This window comes from Cellulomonas phragmiteti, from assembly GCF_016862775.1.
In the GTDB taxonomy this organism is placed as follows: Bacteria; Actinomycetota; Actinomycetes; order Actinomycetales; family Cellulomonadaceae; genus Cellulomonas; species Cellulomonas phragmiteti.
In genome coordinates, this window is the sequence record NZ_BONP01000009.1 from 100,068 (window position 1) to 115,209 (window position 15,142).

The window sequence follows — 15,142 nt, forward strand, 5'->3', positions numbered from 1 at the left end:
CACGGTCGCGGCGTGCCCTCACGGTGTGGCGGTGCCGCCGTCGGCCGGGTGGCGGTCGGTCAGGTCGCGTCCCACAGCAGGCGGTAGAAGGCGATCCGGTCGGCGTCGGGCTCGACGCCGTAGGCGTCGTAGACGTGGTGCTCGTACCCCGGCCCGTAGTTCCACACGGTGCTCCAGGCCGCGATCGCCAGGTCGGCCCAGCGGTCGGCGACGCCGAGCCGGCCCAGGTCGACGTGGGCGGCCCAGCGCCCGTCGTCCCCGATGAGCGTGTTCGGGGCGCACGCGTCGGCGTGGCACACGACGAGCCGGTCCACCGGCGGCACGTCGCGCAGGCGCGCGCGGGCCTCGTCGACGGTGAGGTCCCGGTGCTCCGGCGACCACGACGCAGGGGTGTCGCCGGCGTCGAGGTGCTCCATCGCCGTCGCCACGCGGGACGTCACCGACCAGTCGAACGGGCACTCGCCAACGGGCAGGGCGTCGTGCAGGGCCCGCAGCCCGGTGCCGATCGCCGTCGCCGCCTCGACCGGCCGGTCGACCCACGGCGGGACCACCGCGCTGCGGGCCCGGATCGCCGCGGTGACCAGCCACGTGCCGTCCTCGTCGGCGCCCAGGTCCAGGACCTCGGGGACGCGGGTGAACGCCGACGCCCAGGTCAGCCGGGTGGCCTCCGCGGCGAGGTCCACCTGCGTGACACCGGCCGGCGTCCACTTGACGTAGCGGGAGGTGCCGAGGCGGAAGGTCGTGCCGCCGGCCTCGTTGACCCACACGGGATCGACCGCGTCGCCGTCGGCCAGCCGCTCGACGGCGACCGGCACGGGCACGGGCCCTGAGGGGATCTCGCGGAAGATGCGGGCCCCGGTCGGCGGCAGGGCGGCGTGCTCGGGTGGCATCCGCCGATCCTGCCACCTGCCGCGCCCGGTCCTCAGATCCCGAGGACGGCCTTGGCGATCGAGAAGTACACGATGAGGCCCGTCGTGTCGACGAACGTGGAGATGAAGGGGGCCGACACGATCGCGGGGTCGATCCCGACGCGCTTGGCGAGCAGCGGCACGCTCGACCCTACGGTGGTCGCCAGCGTGCAGACGGCCACCACGGTCAGTGCCAGCACGACGCCGATCTGCGGCCCGGCGACCAGGATCGCCGGCCCCACACCGACGACCGCGAGCGTGATGCCCAGCAGCAGGCCGGTGAGCATCTCGCGTCCGACGACGCGCGCGACGTCGCCCGTGCGCACGTCGCCGACCGCGCTCGCGCGCACCACGGTGGTCGCGGCCTGCGATCCGGCGTTGCCGCCCGTGCCGATGAGCAGGGGCACGAACAGCGCGAGCGCGACGACCTGGGCGAGCTCGTCCTCGAAGTAGGACTGCACGCCGACGGTGAGCGACGCCGCGACGATGAGCATGAGGAGCCACACCACGCGCGAGCGCACGAGTCCGAGCACCGAGACGGACAGGTACGGCCGCCGCAGGGGCTCGGTGCCACCGGTGCGGGCGGAGTCCTCGTCGTCCTCGGCCTCCAGGACGCGCATGGCGTCGTCGACCGTGAGCACGCCGACGAGGCGGTCCTCCCCGTCGACGACGGGCACGCCGACGAACCCGCCGTCGCGCACCACGTTGGCGGCGTCCTCGGCGTCGTCGGTGGCGTGCACGGTCGTGGCGGGCGAGGTCATGACGTCCTCGACGGGCGTGGCCGGGTCGGACAGCACGAGCCGGCGCAGCGAGACCACGCCCTCGACGCGCAGCCCGTCGCCGACGACCGGGACGAGGTAGACCGTCTCGGCGTCCTCGCCGGCCGCGCGCACCCGGTCGATCGTCGCGCCCACCGTGGTGCCGACGTGCACGGCCACCACCTCGGGCGACATGCGGCGGCCGGCGGAGCCCTCCGGGTAGCCGAGCAGGGAGGCCGTCGCGACCCGCTCGTCGGGTGCGAGGGCGGCCAGCAGGCGCCGGGCGACGCCGGCGGGGACCTCGTCGAGCAGTGCGGCGCGGTCGTCGGGGTCGAGCGCGCCGAAGATCGAGGCGGCCTCCCCCTGGAGCGAGGCGACGAGCTCGGCCTGCAGGGCGGGGTCGAGGTCCTCGAAGACCTCGACGGCACGCCCCTTGTCCAGGAGCCGGAACGCGACGGCCCGACCGGTGGGCGCGAGGCGGCCCAGCTCGTGGACCACGTCGGGGACGTCGAGCGCGGCCAGCCGTGCGCGCTGCTCCTGCAGGTCGATCGAGTCGACGGGACCGGGTGGGCTCACGGTGGCTCCTGGTGTCGGTCGTCGTCCGCTGGGGCGGGGGCCGTCCGGCAGCCTAGGCGAGTCACCCGTGAGCGTGCGCGCCGTCCCGGCCCGCGGAGTCCCGCGGCGGGACCCTACGCCCGCGTAACCTACGCGCCCGTAGGTTACGCTCGAGTAGTGAACAACCCCGCCGTCGGACCCGACGAGCCCCGTGACCTGCCGGCGGCCTGGCCGCACGGCGTCCCCCGCGACATCGAGATCCCCGACGAGCCGCTGACGGCCACGCTGGACCGCGCCGTGCGCGACCACGCAGACCGCGTCGCCGTCGACTTCCTCGGCCGGGCGACCACCCACGCCGAGCTCGGCGCGCAGGTCGAGCGCGGCACGCGGGTGCTGCACGACCTGGGCGTCCGCGCCGGTGACCGCGTCGCCCTCGTGCTGCCCAACTGCACCGCGCACGTCGTCGCGTTCTGGTCCGCGCTGCGGCTCGGTGCCGTCGTCGTCGAGCACAACCCGACGTACACCGCGGACGAGCTCGCGCACCAGCTGGCCGACTCCGGGGCGACCGTCGCGCTCGTCTGGGAGCAGGCCGTGCCGCGCGTGCTCGCCGGGCGCGAGCGCACCGACCTGCGGCACGTCGTCGCCGTCGACCTCTCGGCGGACCTGCCGCGGACGTCCCGCTGGGCGCTGCGGCTGCCGGTCCCCGCCGCGCGCGCGACCCGTGCCGCGATGCGCGGGCCCGTCCCGGCCGACGTCCCGCACTGGCACCGCCTGCTCGCGGCCGCTGCCCCGCTCGTGCCACCCACCGCCCCGCAGGCCGCGGACGTGGCCCTCCTGCAGTACACCGGCGGGACCACCGGCACACCCAAGGCCGCCGTGCTGACCCACCGCAACCTCGTCGCCAACGCCCTGCAGGGCCAGACGTGGACGCAGGCCACCCCCGGCACCGAGGTCGTCTACGGCGTCCTGCCCTTCTTCCACGCCTTCGGCCTCACGCTGTGCCTCGCGTACTCCGTGCGGATCGCGGCGACGCTCGTCGTGCTGCCCTCGTTCGACCCGGCGCGCGTGCTCGCCGCGCAGCGCCGCCGCCCCGGGACCTTCCTGCCCGCGGTGCCACCGATGCTCGACCGGCTGGCGGCGGCGGCCGAGGAGACGGGTGCCGACCTCACGTCCTTCCGCTACTCGATCAGCGGCGCCATGGCCCTGCCGCGCGCGACGGCCGAGCGCTGGGAGCGCGTCACCGGCGGCCTGGTCTCCGAGGGCTACGGCATGACCGAGACGTCACCCGTCGCCCTCGGCAACCCCCTGAGCCCGGACCGCCGGCCCGGCGCGCTCGGCCTGCCGTTCCCCTCGACGCGCATCCGCGTCGTCGACCAGGAGGACCCCACGCGGGACGTCGCGGTGGGTGAGCAGGGCGAGCTGCTGATCTCGGGGCCGCAGGTCTTCCAGGGGTACTGGAAGCGGCCGGAGGAGACCGCGCACCAGCTGCTCGACGGCGGCTGGCTGCGGACCGGGGACGTCGTGCGCGTCGACGACGACGGCATGGTCGTCCTCGTCGACCGCATGAAGGAGATGATCGTCACCGGCGGCTTCAAGGTGTACCCCTCGCAGGTCGAGGACCACCTGCGCGGCATGCCCGGCGTGCGGGACGTCGCCGTGGTCGGCGAGCCCGCCGGCGACATGGGGGAGCGCGTCGTCGCCGCCGTCGTGCTCGACGAGGGGGCGCTCGGCGTCGACCTCGCCGCCGTGAAGGCGTGGTGCGAGACGCGCCTGGCACGGTACGCGGTGCCGCGTCGCCTCGTCGTGCTGGCGGACCTGCCGCGCTCGCAGGTCGGCAAGGTGCTGCGGCGCGTCGTGCGGGACAAGGTGACGACGTCCGACTGACCTGGACCAGCACCCCTGGACCAGCGCGCCGTCCAGGGGCTACCGTCGCGGCATGACGACCATGAACGTGCAGGACGCCAAGGCGCACCTGTCCGACCTCGTCGCGCGTGCCGAGCGTGGTGAGGACGTCGTGATCGCACGCGCCGGACGCCCCGCGGTACGGCTCGTCCCGGTCACGACGAGCCCACGCGTCTTCGGCACGATGCACCTCATCGTGCCCGACACCTTCTTCGAGCCGCTGCCGCAGGACGAGCTGGCGGCGTGGGAGTGAGTGCGTACCTCCTCGACACCCACGTCCTGCTCTGGTTGCTCGGCGAACCGCGCCGCGTGCCCCGCGACGTGCAGGACCGCCTCGCGGACCCCGAGATCGACCTGCTCGTCTCGGCGGTGTCGGCGCTCGAGATCGCCACGAAGCACCGGCTCGGCAGGCTCGACGCCGGCGACCTCGTCGACGGGTGGGGGCACCGGGTGGCGGAGATCGGCGCCACCGAGCTCGCAGTGACCGCGGAGCACGCCCTGCTCGGTGGCCGGCTCGAGTGGGCCCACCGCGACCCGTTCGACCGGCTGCTCGTGGCGCAGTCGGTCGTCGAGAACGCGCGGCTCGTGACGCAGGACGCGGCGATCACCGGGTTCGGGCGCGCGCCGGTCCTCACGTGGTGAGCGCGCCACGTACCGTGTGCGCGTGAGCGAGACCGACGACCTGGCCCTGGTGGAGATGTGGACCGACGGCGCCTGCAAGGGCAACCCCGGCGTCGGGGGGTGGGGTGCCTGGATGCGCTTCGGCGACCAGGAGAAGGAGCTCTGGGGCGGCGAGGCCGCGACGACCAACAACCGCATGGAGCTCACGGCCGTCATCGAGGGCCTGCGTGCTCTCAAGCGGCCCTGCCGCGTGACGCTGCACGTCGACTCGACGTACGTCATGAACGGGCTGACGAAGTGGCTCCCGAACTGGAAGCGCAAGGGCTGGCTCACGGGTGACAAGAAGCCCGTGAAGAACAAGGAGCTGTGGGAGGCGCTCGACGCCGAGGTGCAGCGCCACCACGTGACCTGGGTCTGGGTGAAGGGCCACGCCGGCGACCCCGGCAACGAGCGGGCGGACGCGCTCGCGAACCGGGGCGTCGACGACGTGCGGGCGGGCGCCGGTCGCTGACCGGCCGGTGCCCGCCCGGGCCGTCGTCCGGCGTCAGGTCGCGACGGGCGTCCACCGCGCGTCGTCGGCCGCCGAGCGCTCCACCGCGTCGAGCACCTGCTGCACCTGCAGGCCGTCGGCGAACGTCGGCGCCGGGTGCGTGCCGGCCGCGATCGCCTCGACGAGGTCGACCACCTGGTGGGTGAACGCGTGCTCGTACCCCAGGCCGTGGCCGGTGGGCCACCAGCTGCCGGTGTACGGGTGCTCGGGCTCGGTCACGTACACGCGCCGGAAGCCCTGCAGGCCCGCAGGGTCGTGCGCGTCGTAGACGTGCAGGACGTTCATGTCCTCGAAGTCGAACGCGAGCGACCCGTCAGTGCCGTTGATCTCGACGCGGATCGCGTTGCGCCGGCCGAGGGCGAACCGGGTCGCCTCGAAGATCGCGAGCCCGCCGCCGGACAGCCGTGACGTGAACACCGCGGCGTCGTCGACCGTCACCGGGCCCGTCGCCCCGCCGGCGTCGCCGACGCCGGACAGGCCGCCGAACGACGACGCCACGGGCCGCTCCTCGACGAACGTCGCGAGCTGCGCCGAGACCCCCGTGAGGTGCTCGCCGGTGATGTGCTGCACGAGGTCGATGACGTGCGCGCCGATGTCCCCGAGCGACCCCGAGCCTGCCACGGCCTTGTCGAGCCGCCATGACAGCGGGGTCGCGGGGTCCGAGAGCCAGTCCTGCAGGTACAGGCCGCGCGCGTGCCGCACCGTCCCGATGCGCCCCTCGGCGACGAGCCGGCGCGCCAGCGCGATCGCCGGGACGCGACGGTAGGAGTAGCCGACCATGGCGACCTGGTCGGGGGCGGCCTGTGCCGCCGCGACCATGGCCTGCGCCTCGGCGACCGAGTTGGCCAGCGGCTTCTCGCACAGCACGTGCTTGCCGGCCTGCAGCGCCGCGATCGCGATCTCGGCGTGCGTGTCGCCCGGGGTGCAGATGTCGATCAGGTCGACGTCCTCGCGGCCGAGCAGCTCGCGCCAGTCGGTCGTCGAGGAGCGCCACCCCAGGCGGTCCGCGGCGGTGGCCGTGCGCTGCGCGTCGCGGCCGGCGACGACCGCCAGGTCCGGCGTCAGCGGTAGGTCGAAGAACCGGGGCGCGGTCTGCCACGCGTGCGAGTGGGCCAGGCCCATGAACGCGTGGCCGATCATGCCGACGCCGAGACGCCCGGTGCCGAGGCGCTGTGCGGGGGTACGGACCATGTCAGGCCTCCGGTCGGGACGCGAGGTCGGTGAGCGGCACGAGCGGCGGGACGTCGCACGTGCTCGCGACCTCCAGCCTGGCGCCCGCGTCGGCGGCGCGCAGCACGGTCTCCATCGTGTCGAGCACGTGCAGCGCGACGTCCGCCGACGCGCGCGTGGTGCGGCGGTCGGCGCTGCGGGCGGCATCGACGAGGCCGGCGCCGCGCCCGGCACCGGCGTACCCGGCCGACGGGGGCAGCGTGCGCCACTCGTCGCCGCGCGCGTGCACCTGCACGTCGCCGTCGAACCGGTTGGGGTCGGGGACCAGCAGCGAGCCCTGCTCGCCGTGGATCTCCAGCGGGCGGGCGAGGGACGCGGGGGCGTCGAAGCTCATGAGGAGCGTCGTGACCGCGCCCGACGCGTGCTCGACGAGCGCCGTGACGTGCGTCGCGACGTCCACCGGCACCTGCTCCCCGGCGCGCGGGCCCTGCCCGATCGTGCGGTGCGCGCGTGGCCGGGTCGCCACGCCCTGCACCGCCGTGACGGGCCCGAGCAGGTGGACGAGGGCCGTCAGGTAGTACGGGCCCATGTCGAGCAGCGGGCCGCCGCCGGGGGCGTAGTAGAAGTCCGGGTGCGGGTGCCAGGACTCGTGGCCGCCGGAGGCCATCGTGGCGGTCGCGGCGACCGGGCGCCCGATCGCACCGGACTCGACGGCCGCGCGGGCCGTCTGCACGCCCGTGCCGAGCACGGTGTCCGGTGCGCCGCCGACCGAGACGCCGGCCGCCGTGGCGGCGTCGACGACGCGGCGCGCCTGGGCGACCGTCGCGCACAGCGGCTTCTCGTTGTAGACCGACCGGCCGTGGGCGATCGCGGCCAGCGCGACCTCCTCGTGCGCGCCGGGCGTCGTGAGGTCGAGCACCCACTCGACGCCGTCGTGCGCCAGCAGGTCCGGCAGGTCGAGGACGGGCACGTCGTGGCGCCGGCCGGCGTCCTCGGCCCGGGTGCGGTCGAGGTCCGCGACGGCGACGATCTCGAGCTCGTCCGTGCCCGCGGCGGTCGTCAGGTAGGCGTTCGAGATGACGCCGCACCCGACGACGCCGACCCTCAGCGGCTCGCCCACACCATGCTCCGCTCGATCATCGTGCGCACGCTGGGGTGCTCGAGGACGTCCAGGCTGTGGCCGGGCGTCACGACGCAGATGCGCCCGGCGCCCCACTGCCGCGTCCACACGGCGGGGACGGTCAGCTCACGGTGCCACGGGTGCCACTCCGGGGCGGGGTGCGTCGTGGTGGCCAGGACGTCGCACAGGCCGTCGGTCAGCACCCAGTACTGCTCGGTCGTCAGCTCGAACGACGCGATCCCGGCGGTGACGGGGTGGGCCGCGGCCTCCGGGAGCATGTCGACCGTGTAGGGCAGGTAGTTGTCGGACTGGTCGCCGTGGCACTCGTCGGGGTGCTGGGACGGGTGGGTGGCGAACTGCCCGCCGATCAGCTGCAGGTAGTCGGAGCTGTTGCGGAACGAGTCGGCGATGCCGCCGTGCCAGCCGACCAGGCCGGTGCCGGCCCGGACGGCGTCACGCAGGCCCGCGACGGCGGCCCCGGAGGCCTCGCCCATCGTGTAGCACTGCACGACCAGGTCGACGTCGGCCATCGCGGGTTCCGCGTAGACCTCGGGGGTGTCGACGACGCGGACGGTGAAGCCCGACGCCTCGAGATGGGGGAGGAACATGTCCGTCGCGGCGACGGGCGCGTGCCCGTCCCAGCCGCCCCGGACGACCAGAGCCTGCTTCACGTGGGGCCTCTCGAAGGGTCTCGCATCGGTGAGAGATCGATCTCTCAGGACGCTACCCCGAGCGCGCGCGGATCGCCAGGGGTCAGACGGACTCGCGTGTCGTCAGCGTGGTCGGGAGCAGCACGTGCTGCGGGGCCGCCCCCGGGTCGCGCAGCACGTCGAGCACCAGCTCGGCGGCGCGCGCCCCCAGCTCGCGCAGCGGCTGGCGCACCGACGTCAGCGGGGGGTCGCAGGTCTCGGCCACCACGGTGTCGTCGAAGCCGACGACCGACACGTCCTCCGGGACCCGCCGCCCGCCGGCCGCGAGCACGCGCAGCGCGCCGAGCGCCATGAGGTCCGAGCCGGCGAACAGCCCGTCGACCGCGGGGTCGCGGCGCAGCACCGACGCCGCCGCCGACGCGCCCGACGACATCGAGAACGAGCCGTGCACCACCGGGCCGGGGTGCACGTCCCACGCCGCGAGCTCGTCGCGGAAGCCGCGCGTGCGCTCGTCGGCCGGCGCGTAGCCCGACGGGCCGGCGATCGTCGCGACACGACGCCGCCCGGCCTCCAGCAGCGCGCGCGCGGCGAGCCGCCCCCCACCGTAGTTGTCGCTGTCCACCGAGGTCAGCGCGTCGTCCATGGCCGCTCGTGGCCGACCGACGAAGACCACCGGCAGCGGCAGGTCGCCGAGCTCGGTGAAGAGCGGCTCGGACTCACGCTGCAGCACCACGACCGCCGCGTCGACGTGCCCGGAGGTGAGGTGGCGCAGCAGCGGCGCCCGGTCGCGCGCGTCGTCCAGCAGGAGCACCGGCTGCACGGACCGCGCGAACAGCACGGCGGTCGCACCGCGCAGCGGCGCCCCCACGAACGGCCCGCCCTGCCCCTCGAGCTCGCTGCTGGGGGCGACCAGCGCGACCGATCCCGTCGCGCCGCTGCGCAGGGCCCGCGCCGCGGTGTTGGTGCGGTAGTCCAGGTCGGCAGCGGCGTCGCGGACGCGCCGCGCGAGCGCGGCGTCGACGCTGGGCAGCCCGGCCAGGGCGCGCGAGGCCGTCGCGCGCGAGACCCCGGCGGCGCGCGCGACGTCGAGCAGCGTGGGTCGCGCGGTCGGGCTCATGGAGGCATGGTGCCACGGCGGGTGGCCGGCACGTCGGTGGGAAATCGATCTCTGGCAGGTGACGGAACCCGGTGCGGGATGCCAGGGTGGTGGGGTGAGCACCGTCGCCCCCACCCCGCCTGTCGCCGCACCCGACGCGGCCGCACCCTTCGGCCTCGCCGCCGTGCGACTCACCGACGGGCCGTTCGCCGCGGCGCAGCGCACCGCCCGGGAGTACCTGCTCGGCCTGCGGCCCGACAGGCTCCTCGCGCCGTTCCGGCGCGAGGCCGGGCTGCCCGCGGTCGCCGAGCCGTACGGCAGCTGGGAGTCCATCGGCCTGGACGGGCACGTCGGCGGGCACGCGCTGTCGGCGGTGGCGCTGCAGTGGGCCGCGACGGGGGACGAGCGTGCCGCCGACCTGGCGCGGGCGCTCGTCGACGGGCTCGTGACCTGCCAGGACGCGCTGGGGACCGGGTACGTCGGGGGAGTGCCGGGCGGCGTCGCGCTCTGGGAGTCCGTCGCGGCCGGTGGTGCGCAGGCCGGCACGTTCGACCTCGGTGGCGCGTGGGTGCCCTGGTACAACGTCCACAAGACGTACGCCGGGCTGATCGACGCCGCGAGGTACGCACCGGCGGACGTCGCCGCCCGGGCGCGGGACGCGGCCGTGCGGCTGGGGGACTGGGGTGTCGCGCTGTCGGACCGTCTCGACGACGACGCGTTCGCACGCATGCTCCGGACCGAGTTCGGCGGGATGTGCGAGGCGTACGGCGACCTCGCGGACCTCACCGGCGACCCGCGGTACGCGGCCCTCGCCCGGCGCTTCGCGGACGAGACCCTCCTCGCGCCCCTGCGCGAGGGGCGCGACGCCCTCGACGGGCTGCACGCCAACACGCAGGTCGCCAAGGTCGTCGGCTGGCCCGGGATCGGTGAGGTGGGCGCCGCCGCGGCGTTCGTGCGGACCGTCCTGGACCACCGGACGCTGGCGTTCGGGGGCAACTCCGTCTCCGAGCACTTCACGCCCGACGCCGCGGCGCACGTCACGCACCGCGAGGGCCCCGAGTCGTGCAACACCGCCAACATGCTCGAGGTCGAACGGCGCCTGTACGCGGCCACCGGCGACGTCACCCTGCTCGACGCGGCCGAGCGGCAGCTGGTCGACCACGTGCTGTCCGCGCAGCACCCCGCGGGCGGGTTCGTGTACTTCACCCCCGCGCGGCCGGGGCACTACCGCGTGTACTCGACGCGGGACGCGTGCATGTGGTGCTGCGTGGGCACGGCGCTGGAGACGTACGCGCGCCTCGGGGAGCTCGCGTACGCGCACGCGGGCGACGGCCTGCTGGTGAACCTGCCGGTGCCCTCGACCCTGCACTGGGCCGAGCGCGGCGTGCGCGTCCGGCTCGCCTCGACGTACCCGACGCCCGGCCCCGTGACCGACGTCGCGCTGACCGTGGACGTCGACGCCCCGACCGACCTCGCCGTGCACGTGCGCCGCCCTGCGTGGGCACTCGACGAGGTCGTCCTCACCGTCGACGGGGTCGTGGTGCCACCCGTCGCCGAGCGTGCCGGCTACACCACCGTGCGCCGCACGTGGCGCGGCGGCGAGACGCTCGCGTGGCGCCTCGTCGCCGGCCCGGCCGTGGAGCGGCTGCCCGGCGACGACGGCTGGGTCGCGCTGCGCTGGGGCCCGGCGGTCCTCGCGGCCCGGGGGGACACCGACGACCTCGTCGGGCTGCGGGCCGACGACTCGCGCATGGGCCACGTCGCGCACGGCCCGCTGCGCCCCCTGGCCGACGCCCCGCTGCTCGTCGGGTCGGACGACGCCCTCGCGGCGGCGCTGCGGCCGCGCGACGACGGCACGTTCGTGCTCGACCGCGCACCCGACGCCCCGGTCGTCCTCGAGCCCTTCCACGGGCTGCACGACGCCCGGTACACGCTGTACTTCCCGGTCGTCCCGGACGCGGCGCACGTCGGTGCGCGCCGCGCCGCCCTCGCCGCCCTCGACGACGAGCAGCTCGGCCTCGCGGCCCGCACCGTCGACGCCGTCGCGTGCGGTGAGCAGCAGCCGGAGACCGACCACCACTACGCAGGGGCCGACACGTGGACGGGCGCCGTCGACGGCCGGCACTGGCGCGCGACCCGCGACAGGTTCTCCTACCGGCTGACCGACCCCGACGGCCGTGGCGCGGTGCTGCGGATCACGTACCTGGCCCGGCCGGGGCGCGCCCGGGTGCTGTGGGGCGGCGAGGAGGTGGGGCGCCTGGACGTCGGCAGCGCCGACGGTGGGCTGCGGTCCGTGGACCTGGCCGTGACGTCCGGGTCGCACGAGGTCGTCGTGCTCGCCGACGGCGACCCCACACCGCCCGTCGTCGCCGTCCGGCTCCTCACCGGCCCGCCCGCCTGACGGCGCGCGTCGCAGGTGCGCGCTCAGCAGCGCCGCCCGCACCGGTCGAACGCCCTACCCGGTCGGTGGTCGCTCGGTGGCCCCGATGACCGCGAGGAGCCGGTGGCGGAGCGTGGTGCTGCGCGCGGCGAACTCGCGCTGGCGGCGGACGTACGCGGCCTTGCCGTCCGGCGTCTCGATCGCGATCGGGTCCAGGCCGTACGACGTCACGTCGTAGGGGCTCGCGCGCATGTCGGTGGTGCGGATCTCGCGCGCGAGGGTGAAGCAGTCGAGCAGCAGGTCGCCGGGGACCAGCGGGCCCAGCTTGAGCGCCCACTTGTACACGTCCATGTTCGCGTGCAGGCACCCCGGTTGCTCCATCGCGGTCTGCGTCGCGCGCGTCGGCGTCACGGTGTTGCGGCCGACGGCCTCGGGGGTGAAGAAGCGGAACGCGTCGATGTGCGTGCAGCGGATGCGGTGCGCCTCGACGACGGCGTCCGTGCCGGCGCTGCCGAGCCGCAGGGGGAGCGGGTGCCGGTGCTCGTCGGGGCGCTCGCGGTAGACCATCGCCCACTCGTGCAGCCCGAAGCAGCTGGTCGCGGCGGGCCGCGAGGCCGTCGCGGCGAGCAGCCCGGCGATGAACCGCACCGCCTCGCCACGGGCGGCGAGGAACGCCTCGACGTCCAGGCCGACCGTGCCGTCGTCGGCCGTGGCGTACCACTTCCACCCGGCGTGCGGTGCCGGACCGTCGGCGCCGGCCGCCAGCGCTATGCCTGCTCCGGGGTGCCAGCGTCGCAGCTGCGCGGGCGACGCCGGGTAGTACTCGAAGAGGAAGTCCTCGATCGCGTGCCGCTCGTGCCGCGACCGGCGCGCCCGGTGCCCGGCGGTCAGCCGGTCGGCGTGCTCCGCGTGCGCGGCGGCACGCGCCGACCACGTGGCCGCGTCGAGCACGGTCACGGTCACGGTCGCGGCGGGCGGGGTAGGCACCGTCCCAGGGTAGGTCGCGGCCGGTTGCCCGGTCGGCACCGGCGGGGCAGGGTGACGACGTGCGCCAGCTGCTGCGGTCCCTGCCTGCCCTGTCCGGGACGGCTCCCGCGTTCGACCCCGAGGCCGCGCCCGACGACCCGCTCGAGCTGTTCTCGGCCTGGTTCGCGACCGCCGTCGAGCACCGCGTGCCCGAGCCGCACGCCGCGACGCTGGCCACCGCCGACGCCGACGGGCGCCCCTCGGCGCGCGTCCTGGTCCTCAAGGACGTCGGACCGGACGGGTTCGCGTTCGCGACGGACGCCCGCAGCGCCAAGGCGTCCGACCTGGCGGCGAACCCGAGGGCGGCGCTGGGGTTCTGGTGGCAGCCGGTCCTGCGGCAGGTGCGGGTCGAGGGGACCGCGCGGCACCTCGGCGTCGAGGCGTCGGCGGACGACTACCTCGCCCGCTCCCCGGCGTCCCGCGCCGCCGCGGCGGGCGTGCGGCCGGGGGAGCCGCTGACCTCGGTCGACGAGCTGCGTGCCGCGATGAGCGACGCACGCGCCCGCATCGACGCGGACCCCGCGTTCGTGCTGCCGTCGTGGCAGGCGTGGCTCGTGGTGCCCGACGTCCTGGAGTTCTGGCAGGGCAGCCCCGACCGCGCGCACGTCCGGCTCGTCTACCGGCGTGACGCAGACCGCTGGTCCCACGGCCTGGTCTGGCCGTGACGAGGACCACGGTGAGGGCGGGTTCCGCCGGTGCTAGGGTCGCCCGCATGACCACGGCCCCGCGCACCGCGCCCGCTGCCGCGTGTCGTCGTTGTCGCTGTCGCTGAGGCCCGCCTCGCCAGCCCGGACCGTCCGCGGTCCCACCGTGACCGCTCGGCGGTCGCCACCCTGACGCCCTCGCGTCGCCCCTCCCGCACCACCCTCCGGTCCCGTCCGGGCGTCGACACGTCGACACCACCGCTCCGAAAGGCACCCCCATGCTCCGCACGTCCCGTCGTCTGCTCGCCGTCCCCGTGCTGCTCGCCGTGGGTGTGCTGGCCGCGTGCTCGTCCGCCGACGAGACGCCCGTGGGCGAGAGCACGTCCGCTGTCGACGTGCTGCGCGTCGGCACCGAGGGCACGTACTCGCCCTTCAGCTTCCACGACGCCGCGGGCGACCTGACGGGCTACGACGTGGCGGTCATCACCGCGGTCGCCGAGGAGCTCGGGCTCGAGGTCGAGTTCTCCGAGACCTCGTGGGACTCGATCTTCGCGGGCCTGGAGGCGGAGCGGTACGACGTCGTCGCAAACCAGGTGACGATCAACGACGAGCGGCTCGCGCGGTACGACTTCACCGAGCCGTACACCGTGTCCACCGGTGTCGCCGTGGTCGCGGCGGACGACGACACGGTCACCTCCCTCGCGGACGTCGAGGGCCTCACGGCGGCGCAGTCCGCGACGTCGAACTGGTCGCAGGTCGCCACCGAGGCCGGCGCGCGGGTCGAGGCCGTCGAGGGCTTCACGCAGGCCGTCGCACTGCTCACGCAGGGGCGCATCGACGTGACGTTCAACGACGACCTCGCGGTGCTCGACTACCTCCAGCAGTCGGGGGACACGTCGGTCAAGATCGCGTTCGAGACCGGGGACACCGTCGAGCAGGCCTTCGCCCTGCGCAAGGGCTCGGAGCTCACCGCACGGATCGACGAGGCGCTCGCGGCGCTGCGCGCCGACGGCCGCCTCGCCGCCCTCTCGGAGAAGTGGTTCGGCGAGGACGTCTCGCAGTGAGCGCCGGGGACCGGGCCGCCGCGTGACGGCCGACACCTGGGACCTCGTCGCGTCGTCGATCGGTCCGCTGCTGTCCGGTGCCGTGCGCGGCACGATCCCGCTGACGCTGATCTCGTTCGTCATCGGGCTCGTGCTCGCGCTCGTCGTCGCGCTGGCACGCCTGTCGCGGCGGCGCGTCGTGTCCGGGCTGGCGCGGGCGTACATCTCGCTGATCCGCGGCACGCCGCTGCTCGTGCAGCTGTTCATCATCTTCTACGCGCTGCCGTCGCTCGGGCTCGTCATCGACCCGTTCCCGTCGGCCGTCGTGGCCTTCTCGCTGAACGTCGGCGGGTACGCGGCCGAGACGATCCGCGCGGCGATCCTGTCGGTGCCCAAGGGGCAGTGGGAGGCCGCGGCGACCATCGGGCTCGACCACACGCTCACGCTGCGGCGCGTCGTGCTGCCGCAGGCCCTGCGCGTCGCGGTCCCGCCGCTGTCCAACACCTTCATCTCGCTGGTCAAGGACACGTCCCTGGCCTCGACGATCATGGTGACCGAGCTGCTGCGCAAGGCGCAGGAGATCGCGGCGCCCACCTACGAGTTCATGACGCTGTACGTGCTGGCCGCGGTGATCTACTGGCTCATCTGCCTCGTGCTCTCGGCCGGCCAGTCGCGGCTCGAGCGCCGGCTCGACCGGTTCGTGGCGCACTGACGTGGGA

Annotated in this window: 15 protein-coding genes; 8 read left to right on the forward strand and 7 right to left on the reverse strand. The window is 75.2% G+C overall.

The window, feature by feature from the left end; translation table 11 throughout:
- Positions 1–59: 59 nt before the first annotated feature.
- Both Cph01nite_RS09495 and mgtE read right to left on the reverse strand, forming a co-directional pair.
- On the reverse strand, positions 60–890 hold the full coding sequence (locus tag Cph01nite_RS09495; RefSeq protein WP_203673565.1) for an aminoglycoside 3'-phosphotransferase: 831 nt from the start codon (positions 888–890) through the stop codon (positions 60–62).
- A gap of 32 nt (positions 891–922) precedes the next feature.
- Positions 923–2,242, reverse strand: a complete 1,320-nt coding sequence (mgtE, locus tag Cph01nite_RS09500) for a magnesium transporter (RefSeq protein WP_203673567.1) — start codon at positions 2,240–2,242, stop codon at positions 923–925.
- 156 nt (positions 2,243–2,398) lie between these two features.
- On the opposite strand from mgtE, the gene Cph01nite_RS09505 reads away from it, so the two are divergent.
- From Cph01nite_RS09505 to rnhA, 4 genes are read left to right on the forward strand one after another with little or no spacing between them, the layout of a single operon-like run.
- A complete protein-coding gene (locus Cph01nite_RS09505) occupies positions 2,399–4,105 on the forward strand; it encodes an AMP-binding protein (RefSeq protein WP_239069165.1) in 1,707 nt (568 codons plus the stop codon).
- Between the two features lie 52 nt (positions 4,106–4,157).
- Positions 4,158–4,376, forward strand: a complete 219-nt coding sequence (locus tag Cph01nite_RS09510) for a type II toxin-antitoxin system Phd/YefM family antitoxin (RefSeq protein WP_203673569.1) — start codon at positions 4,158–4,160, stop codon at positions 4,374–4,376.
- Positions 4,367–4,765 carry a type II toxin-antitoxin system VapC family toxin gene (locus tag Cph01nite_RS09515; protein ID WP_203673571.1) on the forward strand — a complete coding sequence of 133 codons (399 nt, stop codon included), beginning with the start codon at positions 4,367–4,369 and terminating at the stop codon, positions 4,763–4,765. Before Cph01nite_RS09510 ends, Cph01nite_RS09515 begins: the two co-directional genes overlap by 10 nt.
- A 55-nt stretch (positions 4,766–4,820) precedes the next feature.
- Positions 4,821–5,255, forward strand: coding sequence for a ribonuclease HI (rnhA, locus tag Cph01nite_RS09520; RefSeq protein WP_203673702.1), 435 nt, complete (start codon positions 4,821–4,823; stop codon positions 5,253–5,255).
- Between the two features lie 33 nt (positions 5,256–5,288).
- On the opposite strand, the gene Cph01nite_RS09525 is transcribed toward rnhA, so the two are convergent.
- From Cph01nite_RS09525 to Cph01nite_RS09540, 4 genes are all read right to left on the reverse strand, one after another.
- A complete protein-coding gene (locus tag Cph01nite_RS09525; RefSeq protein ID WP_203673573.1) occupies positions 5,289–6,485 on the reverse strand; it encodes a Gfo/Idh/MocA family protein in 1,197 nt (398 codons plus the stop codon).
- 1 nt (position 6,486) lies between these two features.
- Entirely contained in the window at positions 6,487–7,584 is a 1,098-nt protein-coding gene (locus Cph01nite_RS09530; RefSeq protein ID WP_203673575.1) for a Gfo/Idh/MocA family protein, read from the reverse strand.
- The gene (locus tag Cph01nite_RS09535; protein WP_203673577.1) at positions 7,569–8,255 is read right to left on the reverse strand and encodes a ThuA domain-containing protein; all 687 of its coding nucleotides are present in this window, start codon (positions 8,253–8,255) and stop codon (positions 7,569–7,571) included. The genes Cph01nite_RS09530 and Cph01nite_RS09535 overlap by 16 nt, the downstream gene beginning before the upstream one ends.
- An 82-nt stretch (positions 8,256–8,337) precedes the next feature.
- Entirely contained in the window at positions 8,338–9,351 is a 1,014-nt protein-coding gene (locus Cph01nite_RS09540) for a LacI family DNA-binding transcriptional regulator (protein WP_203673579.1), read from the reverse strand.
- Between the two features lie 94 nt (positions 9,352–9,445).
- On the opposite strand from Cph01nite_RS09540, the gene Cph01nite_RS09545 reads away from it, so the two are divergent.
- Positions 9,446–11,731: a beta-L-arabinofuranosidase domain-containing protein gene (locus Cph01nite_RS09545; protein ID WP_239069166.1), complete on the forward strand. Its 2,286-nt coding sequence runs from the start codon at positions 9,446–9,448 to the stop codon at positions 11,729–11,731.
- Between the two features lie 54 nt (positions 11,732–11,785).
- Here Cph01nite_RS09545 and Cph01nite_RS09550 read toward each other — a convergent pair whose 3' ends face one another.
- The gene (locus Cph01nite_RS09550; protein WP_203673583.1) at positions 11,786–12,697 is read right to left on the reverse strand and encodes a 3-methyladenine DNA glycosylase; all 912 of its coding nucleotides are present in this window, start codon (positions 12,695–12,697) and stop codon (positions 11,786–11,788) included.
- 59 nt (positions 12,698–12,756) lie between these two features.
- Here Cph01nite_RS09550 and Cph01nite_RS09555 point away from each other — a divergent pair, with 59 nt between their 5' ends.
- The 3 genes from Cph01nite_RS09555 (at position 12,757) to Cph01nite_RS09565 (ending at position 15,135) form a co-directional block, all read left to right on the forward strand.
- The gene (locus tag Cph01nite_RS09555; RefSeq protein WP_203673586.1) at positions 12,757–13,401 is read left to right on the forward strand and encodes a pyridoxine/pyridoxamine 5'-phosphate oxidase; all 645 of its coding nucleotides are present in this window, start codon (positions 12,757–12,759) and stop codon (positions 13,399–13,401) included.
- 257 nt (positions 13,402–13,658) lie between these two features.
- A complete protein-coding gene (locus tag Cph01nite_RS09560; protein ID WP_203673588.1) occupies positions 13,659–14,444 on the forward strand; it encodes an amino acid ABC transporter substrate-binding protein in 786 nt (261 codons plus the stop codon).
- Positions 14,445–14,466: 22 nt separating this feature from the next.
- Entirely contained in the window at positions 14,467–15,135 is a 669-nt protein-coding gene (locus Cph01nite_RS09565; protein WP_203673590.1) for an amino acid ABC transporter permease, read from the forward strand.
- Positions 15,136–15,142: the final 7 nt, after the last annotated feature.

Bases quoted from the DNA above. Each gene is read 5' to 3' on its own strand.
- rnhA (WP_203673702.1), top strand. From the start codon at position 4,821: ATGTGGACCGACGGCGCCTGCAAGGGCAACCCCGGCGTCGGGGGGTGG.
- Cph01nite_RS09510 (WP_203673569.1), top strand. From the start codon at position 4,158: ATGACGACCATGAACGTGCAGGACGCCAAGGCGCACCTGTCCGACCTC.
- Cph01nite_RS09560 (WP_203673588.1), top strand. From the start codon at position 13,659: ATGCTCCGCACGTCCCGTCGTCTGCTCGCCGTCCCCGTGCTGCTCGCC.
- Cph01nite_RS09525 (WP_203673573.1), bottom strand. From the start codon at position 6,485: ATGGTCCGTACCCCCGCACAGCGCCTCGGCACCGGGCGTCTCGGCGTC.
- Cph01nite_RS09495 (WP_203673565.1), bottom strand. From the start codon at position 890: ATGCCACCCGAGCACGCCGCCCTGCCGCCGACCGGGGCCCGCATCTTC.
- Cph01nite_RS09540 (WP_203673579.1), bottom strand. From the start codon at position 9,351: ATGAGCCCGACCGCGCGACCCACGCTGCTCGACGTCGCGCGCGCCGCC.